Genomic DNA, 13,013 nt, shown 5'->3' on the forward strand with positions numbered 1-13,013 from the left:
GCCGTAATTCTTTCTTTCCGTTTCCGGGCTGTTTTGGCAAAAACAGCCCGGAAACAGGAAACTACATTCTCTCCGGCACGGCAATGCCCAACAGCCCCATCATGCGCTTGATGGTTTGCGCCACTTGGCGGGAAAGCGCTATTCTAAAGCTCAGTTTCTGCGCGTTGGTTTCTTGAAAAATTGGTACCTCAGTGTAGAAACGGTTGTAGGCTTTGGCCATGTCAAAGGCATACTGCGCAATAATGCTCGGTGCGAAGTTGCGGGCGGCATCGGCAATGGTGGCCTCGGCGTAGTTCAGGAGCACCAGCACCTCGCGCTCCGTCTCATGCAAATCGGTTACGCCTTCAAACGCCGAGGTCTCTGACTGAATCCCCATTTCGGCCGCTTTCCGCTGAATGGCGGCGATACGGGCGTGCGTGTACTGCACAAACGGACCGGTGTTGCCGTGGAACTCGATAGACTCCTCGGGGTTGAACAGCATGCGCTTCTTGGGGTCTACCTTGAGCAGGAAGTACTTGAGCGCGCCCATGGCGAGGGTGTGGTACAGTTGCTGCGCCTCCTCGGGGGTGAAGCCGTCAATCTTGCCCAGTTCATCGGTTTTTTGGCGGGCGGTGTCTATCATTTCCTGCACCAGCTCATCGGCGTCTACCACCGTTCCCTCGCGGGATTTCATCTTGCCGCTGGGCAGGTCCACCATGCCGTAAGAAAGGTGCACAATGCCATCGGCGTACGGTTTCTGCAGCTTTTTCAAGACTGCTTTCAGTACCTGGAAATGGTAATTCTGCTCATCGGCCACCACGTACAGCGACTGGTCGTAGCCAAAGTCTTCGTACTTTAGTTCGGCGGTACCGAGGTCTTGGGTGATGTACACTGAGGTACCGTCTGCCCGGAGCAACAGTTTCTCGTCCAGACCTTCCTCCGTGAGGTCTACCCACACCGAACCGTCTGGCTTTTTGAAGAACACGCCTTTGGCGAGGCCTTCGTCTACGCGGTCTTTGCCCAATAAATAGGTGTTTGACTCATAGTAGAACTTGTCAAAGTCAACGCCAATGTTTGTGTAGGTAGCATTGAAGCCGTCATACACCCATCCGTTCATTTTCTGCCACAGGGCGATGGTTTCAGAATCGCCTTGCTCCCATTTCTGGAGCATTTCCTGGGCTTCCAGCATGAGCGGCGCCTGTTTTTTGGCTTGCTCTTTGTCAACGCCCTGCGCTACCAGCTGGTCAATCTCTGCTTTATAGGCTTTGTCAAACTCCACGTAGTACTTGCCCACCAGATGGTCGCCTTTGATACCCGCGCTTTCGGGCGTTTCGCCCTGTCCGAACTTCTCATAGGCAATCATGGACTTGCAAATGTGAATGCCGCGGTCGTTCACCAGGTTGGCTTTCACCACGTCATTGCCGGCGGCTTTCAGAATCTCGGCTACCGAATACCCCAAAAAGTTATTCCGCAGGTGACCCAGGTGCAGCGGTTTGTTCGTGTTGGGCGAAGAATATTCTACCACCACTTTCTGTTTCTGGCCTGTTTTTGCCAAATCAGCGCCAAACTGGCTTACCTGCTCAGCGAACAGCTGCAGCCACACGCTGTCTTTGATTTCAATGTTTAGGAAACCTTTCACTACGTTGTAGCCAGCCACCTGCGGCGCGTGCTGCACCAGAGAATCGCCCAGCGCCTGCCCTATCTGCTCGGGCCCTTTGCCCAAGGCTTTGGTGAACGGGAACGTGACAAACGTAAACGTGCCGGCAAATTCCTTGCGGGTAGGCTGCAGGTTGATTTGCTCAGCGGGAAAAGCGTGTTGGAAAGTATCTTGCAGCGCCTGGCTCAGCGCCTGGGCTATCTGTGCTTCTAATTGTTTCATGGGTGCTTATGCGGTGGCCGTTGAAGAGGATTGGTTCAGCCGGTCTTCAATGGCTGGGTAGTATGTTCTAGTATCTCGAAGGCGTTTTGCGCCATAATATTTTCCGCGTCTAGCGTAGGGTTGATTTCCACCATTTCAAAGCACACCACCCTGGGGTCGCTCACCAGATGGTGGCACAGTTCCTTGGCTTGCTCCACGTTCAGCCCCACCTCTACCGGTGTGCCGGTGCCTTTGGAGAACTTGGAATCCAGGCTGTCCACGTCAAATGACACATAAATTAGGTCACAGTCTTTCAGGCGGTTCAGAGCTTCCTGAGCCACTTGCTCCACCCCCTTGGCGATAACCTCCGGATAGGTGAAATTCTTGATGTTGTGCTTGTCAAAAAGGTAGACCTCGGGCTTCTCGTAGCTGCGGGTTACTATATAGACAATGTGTTCGTGCCTGATCTTCGGCTCCTCGGTGCCTACCCGTTTCAGGGCTTCCCAGAAGAAAATGGTTTCAGGAGCCGGGTCGTTGACTTTGCAATCCAGGTTGTCTTCGCCCAGCGAGGCGGCCAGCGGCATGCCGTGCATGTTGCCAGAGGGCGTGGTGTACGGCGAGTGGATATCGGCGTGCGCGTCTACCCAAATCACGCCCAACGTCTTGTCTGGGTGCGTGGCTTTGATACCGGCAATGGTTCCGCCTGCGTTAGAATGGTCCCCGGCCAGCACCAGCGGGAACATTCCCAGGTCAAAGGTTTGTTCTACTGTGTTGCTGATGCGCTTGTAGGTCTGCAGAATGCTGTCAATGTATTTGGCGTGCGGGAAGAGGTTTTTCTCAAACATGACGTCATTGAAGTTGGGTACTTCTACAGACGTGAACCGCTTGAAATAATCTGACCCTTTGTTGAGGCACGCAATCTTGAGGGCATCTACGCCCAGACTGGCGCCGCGCTTACCCGCCCCCAGCTCAGATTTAACTTCTATCAGTCTGATTTTTTTCATGTGAAAGCGAACCTACTTTTTGCAAAGATGGTAAAATAGCAGGAATATTGCACGTTATCGGCTTTCGTAAAGCCACAACTCTCTAATGGATAAATACACCGACCTTATACACCAAACCTTTGATTTCCCTACGGAGGAATTCACAGTTACCAACAACGAACTCTCTTTCAACGGCATTCCTATGATGGAGTTGGTGAAGCAGTACGGTACGCCGCTGCGCCTCACCTATCTGCCTAAGATCAGTTCCCAGATTCAGAAGGCCAAGATTCTTTTCAAGGAGTCTATGGAGAAGCTGAATTACCAGGGAACGTATACCTATTGCTACTGCACCAAGTCCAGCCACTTCTCTTTTGTGCTGGAAGAGGCGCTCAAGAACGACATTCATATTGAGACGTCTTCTTCCTTTGACATGCCCATCATCAGGGCGCTGTATGAGAAGGGCAAAGTAAACAAAGACGTGTTTGTGGTGTGCAACGGTTTTAAGCGGGAACTGTACCGCAACCATATCACCAGCATGATCAATGACGGTTTCAAGAACGTGACGCCGGTATTAGACCATCTGGGAGAAATTGAGCATTATGAGCAATTTGTAGAAGGCGAATGCCAGTTGGGCATCAGGCTGGCCTCAGATGAGGAGCCTAAGTTCCAATTCTACACCTCGCGCCTGGGCATTAACTACAATGACGTGGTAGGCTTGTATGAGAGCAAGATTAAGGACAACCCCAAGTTCAAGCTCAAGATGCTCCATTATTTCATCAACACGGGCATCAAAGACACCTCTTACTATTGGTCAGAGTTGAGCCGCTTTGTGCACAAGTATTGCGAGATGAAGAAGCTGTGCCCAGACCTGGACACCATTGACATTGGCGGCGGCTTCCCCATCAAGACCTCTATCCAGTTTGATTACAACTACCGGTACATGATTGAGGAGATTCTGCGCACCATTCAACGCATTTGCCGTGAAGAGGGTGTGGCAGAGCCGAATATCTTCACCGAGTTCGGGATTTACACCGTAGGCGAAAGCGGCGCGCACATCTACTCTATCTTAGATACCAAGCTGCAGAACGACAAGGAGCTCTGGTACATGATTGACGGCTCGTTCATCACCAACCTGCCAGACACCTGGGCCTTGAACCAGCGCTACATTCTAATGGCTCTCAACCATTGGGATAAACCTTACCAGCGCCTGAACATTGGCGGGCTTACCTGTGACAGTCAGGATTACTACAACTCTGAGATGCACAGCTTCCAGGTGTTCCTGCCCAAGATCCAGAAAGAGCAGCAGGAGCCGCAGTACATTGGCTTCTTCCACACGGGGGCGTACCAGGAGAGTTTAAGCGGGTACGGCGGCATTAAGCATTGTTTAATCCCGTCACCCAAGCACGTGATTATTGACCGGGAGGCAGACGGAAGCTTAAAATCATGGGTATTTGCCGAAGAGCAGAATGTAGAATCTATGCTTCAGATACTTGGGTATAAGGACTAGAAAAAAATTACAGGAAAAGTATGCCAAAGCTGTCACAAAAAGTGTAGCTTTGGCGTACTATACCCACATCTGTCATCCTTGTTTATGAAAAACTTTTTACTTCTGGCCGCTATTGGCATGTTTGGCTTTGCGTCTTGCAAGTCTTCTACCTGCCCGGCATATGCTACTAAGCCTAGCCAAGCCACTGAAAAAACAGTACTGGTGAAAGCCAACCCTGAGATGCCCGCCGCCCACAACATCAACGGCTAAGTATACTCAGACATGACATCAATGAAGAACCGGGTTTGATTCCCGGTTTTTTGTTTTATATCCATCCCTTGCGTCCTTGGGCCTTTGCGCCCAAAGCGGGTCTGTTTTGGGGCTGTTTTTCTGAAAACAAGCCAAAAACAGGAACCATGGAACCCCTGCGGGAATGTATGCTGCCGCTTTGCTGAAGGTCACAGCCTTTTTTCAGGCAAAAAAATATGCCCGCCAAAGTGGCTCCCTATTCCCCTTCCCAAGCTGAAATTCTATTATTCTATTTAAGCCCCCCCAGCATTGCCCCCGCTTTTTGGTTGGCTGCCGACAGGGGAATTCCTGTTTTGGGGCTGTTTTCCCAAAAACAAGCCGAAAACAGCATTGGGTAGGAAAATTGGGACTAGCTCAGTATCTCGCGGGTAGCCGACAGCAAATCTGCGGATTGGCGCTCATGGGTGCCCGCAGGCCACTCCCCAACCAAAATAGTACGCACGCCGCATTTCTGCCCCGCCTGCATATCACGCAGATGGTCCCCTACAAACCAGGACTGGGCGGGGTCAATCATATATTTAGCCATGGCTTTCTCCAGCATGAGGCTGTCTGGCTTGCGGCGAAGGGACTCAGAGAAAGTGGGGTGCCCAGGCGCCAGGTAAATGTCATCCAGCAGGTTTCCGGTGGCGGCCTGTAGTTTCTGGTGACACGCCAGCACATCTTCTTTGGTGTAAAGCCCTTTAACCACCCCCGCCTGGTTGGTGATCACAATCAGGAGATAGCCCGCTGCTTTTAACAGCTGCAGCGCCTCTGGCACGCCGGGAGCCACTTCAAAGTCTTCTAAGCGGTAGGTGTACTCGCCCCGCTCTACATTCAGCACTCCGTCACGGTCAAGAAAAACAGCTTTATTTAAAAGAGGCATTTGTGTCTGGTTCATAGGTCAAAAGTAAGGAGAACTTCAGAAGCTTTCCATGAAAACCTGTTTTTGGGCTATTTTCTCTAAAACAGCTTCAAAACAGCAACCGGCTTCTTGCGTACCTATAGGCTCCATTGACGTGTATCCCCCATGAAGGTAGCCATTATTGGTGCAGGTATCTCCGGTTTGGCATTGGCTTACTACCTCCAGAAGCTAGGCATACGCTATGACCTCTTTGAAAGCAGCTCTGAAGTGGGCGGCATGGTCAAAAGCAGGGCGCAGAGCGGTTACCAGCTGGAGCTGGGGCCGCATGCCCTCCAGATGAACGGGGAGCTGCAGGACCTGCTGCAGGAGCTTAAACTGGACTCCCAGATCATCTGGCCTGCCCAGGCAGCGCAGCAACGGTTCATTCTCAGGAATGGGAAATTCCACAGCATTCCCACTTCGCCCCTCAAACTGCTGCTGAACTCCTTTTTCTCGTGGCACACCAAGCTCCAGATCAGCCAGGAGGTGCAAAAGCCCCGGCAGGAGATCCCGGGGGAAACCGTGGGCCACTTTTTCCTGCGCCGTTTTGGGCAGGAGGTGGTAGACTATCTGGTACAGCCTTTGGTGGCGGGTGTTTACGGGGGTGACCCAGATACCCTGTTGCTGGAGAAAACGTTTCCGGCCATGAAAGAGCTGGAGCGCGCGCACGGGTCTGTCCTGAAGGGGTTAGTGAAGCAGCACAAAGGGGAACCCTCCCAGATTTTCACCCTGGCCCCTGGTTTGCAAGCCCTGCCCAACGCCATTGCCTCTAAACTGGTTTCCCTGCACCTGGACCATGAGGTGGAGATGATCCATAAGAACAGAGGGAAATTCTTCCTGAGCATACGCCATGACCAGGAAGGTCTCAGCGATGAGGAATATGACCTGGTGGTGCTGGCCCTGCCGGCCCACGCCGCGGCCGAACTGCTGGAGTACACCGCCCCCGGTCTGTCAGCCGCGCTGCAGAACGTGAACTATGCCCCGTTAACGGTGGTGCATACCGCCTACCGCAAGCAGAACGTAGGGTTTACGCTGAACGGTTTGGGCGCGCTGCACCCCGGCAAGGAAAACCCGGTGAGTACAGGAAGTATCTGGAGCAGCTCTGTCTTTCCTGCGGTATGCCCCGAAGGCGAGGTGTTGTTTTCATCATTTGTGCACAGCGGCCCCGCTTCTGCGGCACAGGTGCCGCAGAAGGTGCACCGGGAGCTCCAGCAGAACTACTCCATCTCAGGTAGCCCTTTGTTTCAGCACTGCCACGTCTGGCCTAAGGCGCTTCCGCAGCCAGACCAGTTTATACTTGATGTGCACCGCCTGGCCGAGGTACTGGAAGAGGAGCACCTCTTTGCCTGTGCCAACTGGGTGGCTGGCCCGGCCGTTCGTGACTGCATTGCATTCGCCAAAAGTATAGCCCAGAAAATATATTCCAGACGGCCTTCCTTCCAATAAAGCCAGAACGGCTATATTTGGGGAATGAAAGAATCGGTGGTGGTCATCCCGACCTATAATGAAATAGAGAATATCCAGGCGATTATCCGCAAGGTCTTTTCGTTGCCACACCCTTTCCATGTCCTGATCATAGATGACAATTCACCAGACGGCACAGCTGAGGCCGTAGAGCGCCTGCAGGCTGAGTTTCCGGAGCAGCTGTTCCTGGAGCGGCGCAAGGGAAAGCTGGGACTGGGCACCGCCTATATTCACGGGTTCAAATATGCCCTGCGCAACGGTTACCGGTATATCTTTGAAATGGATGCTGATTTCTCCCACAACCCTGAGGACCTCCTGCACCTGTACCACGCCTGCGCCATTGACGGGTATGACTTGGCCATTGGCAGCCGTTACAGCAACGGGGTCAACGTGGTGAACTGGCCTATGAGCCGGGTGCTGCTCTCTTACTTTGCCAGCAAATACGTGCGGTTCATTACGGGTATGCCTATTCATGACGCCACTGCCGGTTTCAAGTGTTACAGAAGCCATGTACTGGAGACCATCAACCTGGACCGCATCCGGTTTATTGGGTACGCCTTCCAGATTGAGATGAAGTTTCTCACTTATAAGTTTGGGTTTAAGATCAAAGAGGTGCCTATCATCTTTACTGACCGTGCCAAAGGGCAGTCAAAAATGAGCAAAGGCATTATCAAGGAAGCCTTTCTGGGGGTGATTCAGATGAAGCTGAGCAGCATGTTCAGAAGCTTCTCCCGTTAAAGGGCGGTTTCTGTTTTGGAGCTGTTTTTGTGAAAACAGGCCAAAAACAGCCCACCTCGGCTTCTCTTCTGCTATGGTTTTGCCAGCCAGAAGCTGTATCTTTCGGTTTTGTAACCTAACGGCCCGCCCAACTCAACACCTGGGTTTAACTCACACCTTGTTCAGAGGGCGGGGCCGAAGTAAAACCGAAGACTTGTGAATACAGATATCATCTTTTGGGTAGCCTTTAATGTTTTTGTCCTGGTTCTGCTGGCACTGGACCTATTTGTGTTTCACCGGAAAAGCCACGTGGTCAAGATAAAGGAGGCACTGCTCTGGAGTGCTTTCTGGATTGCCCTTTCGCTGGCGTTCAATGTGGGCATCTACTTCTGGAAAGGCAGCACCCCTGCCCTTGAGTTCTTAACCGCCTACCTGATAGAGAAGTCACTGAGCGTAGACAATCTGTTTGTATTCATTCTCATCTTCAATTACTTTAAGGTGCCTTCTGCCGTGCAGCACAAGATTCTCTTCTGGGGGGTGTTGGGGGCGCTGTTTTTCAGGGCTGTCTTTATTCTGGTGGGCGTGACACTCATAGCCAAGTTCCACTTTATTATTTACATTCTGGGCGGCTTCCTGGTCTTTACCGGCGTACGCATGGCCTTCAGCAAAAGTGATGATGATATTGACCCGGAGGCCAACCCCGTGGTCAAATTTGTGAGCCGGTACGTGCCGGTCACCAACAAGCAGTACGGTGACAAGTTCTTCGTCAAAATTGACAAGACCCGGTTTGCCACACCGCTTTTTCTGGTGCTCATTATGGTAGAGACCACAGATATTGTCTTTGCAGCAGATTCTATCCCGGCCATTCTGGCTATCTCCAAAGATCCGTTTATTGTTTACACCTCAAACGTATTCGCGTTGCTGGGTTTACGGGCGCTTTACTTTGCGCTGGCGGGAATTATGCAGCTGTTCCACTATCTGCACTACGGTCTGTCCCTGATATTGGTATTCATTGGTATGAAGCTGGTGCTCTCAGATATTTACCACCTGGACATGCGCATTGCGCTGGGTGTGGTAGCCTTTATCCTGGCTGTCTCTGTGATTCTCTCACTTGTTTTCCCCAAGAAAGATAAACCTGAAATGCCTTTCCCTGAGGAGGTGGAAGAGTAACAGTTTCTACTTCTTCTCTATGATTGTAGGCAAGGGTTGTTGCCCTGGTTCTGTTTTAGGCCTGTTTTTCAGAAATCAGCCCCAAAACAGAATCTGGGCATATCATGCAGCACTGCCAAACCATGAGCATACAGCTGCAGTAATGGCCCCAAAAACAGCAGAGGCCGGAATGTTCACCACACTCCGGCCTCTGCCGCTCTAGCGGTGGCAGGTTAAAAATCAAGCAGGTCAATAGGTGCTAACTGCAGGGTGTCCATGATTTGAGTGGTATCTGGCTTGGCCATGATAAAGTTACCCGCCCTTCCGTTCAGGTTCACGTAAGAAGACACACTGGCATGCTCAGAGGGGGAGATCAGTCCGCGTTTCAGCATGTTCCCGCTGATCAGATTGAAGAAATATCTTGGGTAAGCCCTCAGCTCACCATACTGGTTAAAATACGTGCGGTATTGCTTTGGTTTAGGTACAATGCTGGCCATGAACATACTCTCCTCCAGGGTCAGCTCACTTGGCCGTTTAGAGAAATAGAACTGGGCCCCTTCCTTTACCCCATAAACGTTAGGTCCCCATTCAATAATGTTCAGGTACACCTCGTACATGCGTTGTTTTGTGCTCAGGTTCAGATTTTCTATCAGCCAAACAATCAAAGCCTCCTCTACTTTTCTGGTGATGGTCTTCTTTCTGGTGAGGTACACATTCTTCACCAGCTGCATGGCCACAGTGCTCCCGCCCCTTACAAAAGACCCTTCTTTGATATTCGTGATCAAGGAATGCCTGAAAGCACCCTCATGGAAGCCTTTGTGGGTGAAGAACCTGGGGTCTTCTGCCGTCAGGATCGCATTTTTGAGATAGTTTGATATCTGGTTATAGGGAGTAAAATTAGGGTTGGAGGGCCCCACCAAAAAAGTTCTGGTGGGTTTGCCATTCTCATACACCGTGTGCTCAAACTCACGGTTTATTTTACGCAAGTCCTGCTCACCAAACTGGGTAATCTCCAGGTTCTGGCCGTCTAAGTCTGAGTTGAAGGTAAGACTGTCTACCTTGGCCATGTCTACGTAAAAGTCCATGTGGTACTTGAAGCTCCCATTGGCCCGCATGCCCTGGAAGGTATCAAACAAACCAGGCGGCATTGATTCGAAAAGGTCATTGGCCGGTATGTTAGGGGAATCTATCTTAACCCCAATTTTCCTGTTGGGCCGCGTCTCATAGGTAAGCTGCGGGTAAAAAACGGCTTTGTTCACCCGCACTTCTGAAAGCGTATCAAGCGAATAGTAATGATTCCCTAACGTAATCACATACTTTAAGGCCCCGTTCTTCACAAAGACATCTTCATCAGCAATCTTTGGGTGATTCAGGACCAGGCCATGGGCACTGGATTCACCCGTAATGGTAAGTTGGTCATTCTTAAATACCTTGTCAGTAATGCTCAGGCTCAGGGTGTCAAAGCGCATGGTGGCGCCAAACTTCTGCTGGATATAGGGTACCTGGATTCCACCGGCTTTCTCTGCGTACATCTTAGCCGCCAACAGGTACTCATCAGGATCTATTACCCCATTTACATACATGGTGTTGGTGATGGAATCTGTTGTGATGGCCATTCGCCCTTGTATCTGCCCGTCTTCTACCGTAAGGGTGGGTAAGCGCATACTAATGGTTCTGCCGTTGTTTTGAAAGATGACTCCCAGATTTCTGAAATTCACCCCATCTGGCACATTCTCAAAAGCTGTCTCAATCAACCTGTTTAAGATGGTCCCGTAGTTTGACTTTTCTTTCGCGTCTTTGGTTTTCTCTTCTTCACCAGTGGCTTTCTTCTTATAAAGGAACGAGAAATTGTCTACACTGTCCTGCTTGAAGGCCGTCACGTCCCCATTGGCAACGTCAAACTGCTTGAACACCAACCTTCCCAGAAAAAGCGAACGTACGCTCACAGTTGCCTCTACGGTATCTATCTGTAAAAGCTTGGGCTGGTTCTCTGGCACAAATGAAATGTCTGTCACCAATACTGTTGCCAAGCCTTTGAACTGGGCTTTCCCAATCTGAAGGTCAGCCGGGTATCTGTTCTCAACTTTCTGAACAACTTTTTTAACCGCATACTGTAACAGGCGTTCTCTGTTCAAGAAGAAGATGGTAAACGCAACTAATAATAGCCCCAGGAACACTCCCAGCCCTATGAGTATCTTCTTTTTATTACGAACAAAAAATTGTTTGATCTTAGACAAGGCTTCTAAAAATAAGTTCTACGGGTGCCTATATAACAAAATGTATACCACACCAACTGCAAATGTAAGGCTTTACCCTTTACCTCAAAATGGCTTAGCGGACAAGTGCGTAAATACGTAATCTTTCCGCATTTGTTCCTCTTTGCAAATGTCTGGCTGAACAGTGATTTTCTTGATAACCCTACCCATTAGCCATTAACGGGAACATGCTTATATTTGGGAAACTTTCACTTACATGGAATTAACCACCTTAACCGCCATCTCCCCTGTTGATGGCCGATACAGAAACCAAACGGCAGAACTTGCCCCTTATTTTTCAGAGTTTGCCCTCATCCGGTACAGAGTGCTGGTAGAGATTGAATATTTTATTGCCCTTTGTGAGTTGCCTCTCCCCCAACTTCAAAGTATTGACCATTCTCTTTTCTCTGAGATGAGAAATATCTATCAAAATTTCACTGAGGAAGATGCCCTACAGATCAAGGAGACAGAAAAAGTCACTAATCATGATGTCAAGGCAGTTGAATACTTCATCAAAGATAAATTTGAAAAGCTTGGGATTGGCGAGCAGAAAGAGTTTGTGCATTTTGGATTAACCTCTCAAGATATCAATAACACAGCCATTCCTGTTTCTCTGCAAGATGCCTTGCAGGAAGTACTTCTTCCAGAAATAAAACAGGTACAGGAGCTGCTGCTTCAAATGACTCAACAGTGGAAAGACATACCTATGCTTGCCCATACCCACGGCCAACCAGCCTCCCCTACAAGACTTGGAAAGGAGATTTATGTATTTCTGGAGCGCATGGAGCAACAACTGGAGCTGTTAAAATCAGTACCCATGGCCGGTAAGTTTGGAGGCGCTACGGGTAATTTTAATGCCCACCATGTGGCCTACCCTACTATCAATTGGGTTGAGTTCGGAAACAATTTTCTTTCTGACACCCTCAAGATTACCCGCAGTCAGGTAACAACCCAGATAGAGCACTATGACCATCTGGCTGCTCTTTTTGACAATGTCAGAAGACTTAACACCATTTTGATAGATTTTGCAAGAGACATCTGGCAATATGTATCAATGGGGTACTTCAAGCAAAAGATAAAAGCCGGAGAAATAGGATCTTCTGCCATGCCGCACAAAGTCAATCCTATTGATTTTGAGAATGCAGAAGGGAATTTAAGTCTTGCCAATGCCATCTTTGGATATTTAGCAGAAAAACTGCCCATCTCCAGATTACAGCGGGATTTGACAGACTCTACTGTATTGCGGAACGTGGGCGTACCATTTGCCCATACCCTTATTGCCTTAAGGTCACTGAAAAAGGGAATAAATAAACTTGAGCTAAATCAGCAGGCGTTGGAGAGAGATCTTGAGAATAATTGGGCTGTAGTAGCCGAGGCAATACAAACAGTTTTAAGACGTGAGGGCTACCCATCTCCTTATGAAGCACTGAAAGGTTTAACCAGAACCAACGAAAAAGTAACTGCTTCTACCATGAGCCAATTTATAGAAACCTTACAAGTTTCAGAGAAGGTGAAAGAGGAGCTGAGAAAAATTTCGCCTTACAATTACGTGGGAGTAAGTTTATATTAATATAACCGACATAAAAAAGGGGGGTAGTGAAAATTTCACTACCCCCCTTTTTATGTCGGTTATGATTCAGAAAGACATTCCAATCCCAAATATTCTATTGGTATTTAAAGAGCAATTTATAAATGTGAATAAGCAGTCAAAAGCAGGTTGATAAGACAGACTAGCGAAAGAGGTAACGCAATAGGGAGTGCAGATCAGCACTGTTCCAACAGGGCAACGGCTGAAGGCACACTGTATGCAGGTGCCCAATGGCCGGAGTCGTTGGGCCCTGGCAGGGCTTAAACGCAGGGAGGCCCCTGCGGTTTCACCCGTGGGGCCTCTCCTGGTAAGGGGGTTGGCGGCTACCTACTCTCCCGCGTGTGA

At 49.8% G+C, this 13,013-nt stretch carries 10 protein-coding genes; 6 read left to right on the top strand and 4 right to left on the bottom strand.

All coding sequences use genetic code 11. The features are described from left to right. Positions 1–61: 61 nt before the first annotated feature. Positions 62–1,858: an arginine--tRNA ligase gene (argS, locus tag A8O25_RS12150; protein WP_066835190.1), complete on the bottom strand. Its 1,797-nt coding sequence runs from the start codon at positions 1,856–1,858 to the stop codon at positions 62–64. Positions 1,859–1,893: 35 nt separating this feature from the next. Beyond that, positions 1,894–2,841, bottom strand: coding sequence for an arginase (locus tag A8O25_RS12155; protein WP_066835191.1), 948 nt, complete (start codon positions 2,839–2,841; stop codon positions 1,894–1,896). 85 nt (positions 2,842–2,926) lie between these two features. On the opposite strand from A8O25_RS12155, the gene A8O25_RS12160 reads away from it, so the two are divergent. After that, the gene (locus A8O25_RS12160) at positions 2,927–4,327 is read left to right on the top strand and encodes a type III PLP-dependent enzyme domain-containing protein (protein WP_066835192.1); all 1,401 of its coding nucleotides are present in this window, start codon (positions 2,927–2,929) and stop codon (positions 4,325–4,327) included. Positions 4,328–4,411: 84 nt separating this feature from the next. Then, positions 4,412–4,576 (top strand): hypothetical protein, encoded by a 165-nt coding sequence (locus A8O25_RS23240; protein WP_161947743.1) that lies wholly within the window; start codon positions 4,412–4,414, stop codon positions 4,574–4,576. Between the two features lie 388 nt (positions 4,577–4,964). On the opposite strand, the gene A8O25_RS12165 is transcribed toward A8O25_RS23240, so the two are convergent. Continuing rightward, positions 4,965–5,492, bottom strand: coding sequence for a D-glycero-alpha-D-manno-heptose-1,7-bisphosphate 7-phosphatase (locus tag A8O25_RS12165; protein ID WP_241499014.1), 528 nt, complete (start codon positions 5,490–5,492; stop codon positions 4,965–4,967). A gap of 129 nt (positions 5,493–5,621) precedes the next feature. Here A8O25_RS12165 and hemG point away from each other — a divergent pair, with 129 nt between their 5' ends. The 3 genes from hemG (at position 5,622) to A8O25_RS12180 (ending at position 8,846) form a co-directional block, all read left to right on the top strand. After that, positions 5,622–6,941, top strand: a complete 1,320-nt coding sequence (gene hemG, locus A8O25_RS12170) for a protoporphyrinogen oxidase (protein WP_066835195.1) — start codon at positions 5,622–5,624, stop codon at positions 6,939–6,941. Between the two features lie 24 nt (positions 6,942–6,965). After that, complete coding sequence (locus A8O25_RS12175; RefSeq protein WP_066835197.1) at positions 6,966–7,697, top strand: polyprenol monophosphomannose synthase; 732 nt, start codon at positions 6,966–6,968, stop codon at positions 7,695–7,697. 195 nt (positions 7,698–7,892) lie between these two features. Beyond that, a complete protein-coding gene (locus A8O25_RS12180; RefSeq protein ID WP_066835199.1) occupies positions 7,893–8,846 on the top strand; it encodes a TerC family protein in 954 nt (317 codons plus the stop codon). A gap of 212 nt (positions 8,847–9,058) precedes the next feature. Here the strand turns inward: A8O25_RS12180 and A8O25_RS12185 are convergent, their stop codons facing one another. Continuing rightward, complete coding sequence (locus tag A8O25_RS12185; RefSeq protein ID WP_241499015.1) at positions 9,059–10,855, bottom strand: biosynthetic peptidoglycan transglycosylase; 1,797 nt, start codon at positions 10,853–10,855, stop codon at positions 9,059–9,061. Positions 10,856–11,297: 442 nt separating this feature from the next. Here A8O25_RS12185 and purB point away from each other — a divergent pair, with 442 nt between their 5' ends. Beyond that, on the top strand, positions 11,298–12,650 hold the full coding sequence (gene purB, locus A8O25_RS12190; protein WP_066835201.1) for an adenylosuccinate lyase: 1,353 nt from the start codon (positions 11,298–11,300) through the stop codon (positions 12,648–12,650). The last annotated feature ends 363 nt before the right edge of the window (positions 12,651–13,013 follow it).

Source organism: Rufibacter ruber (assembly GCF_001647275.1).
Lineage (GTDB): Bacteria > Bacteroidota > Bacteroidia > Cytophagales > Hymenobacteraceae > Nibribacter > Nibribacter ruber_C.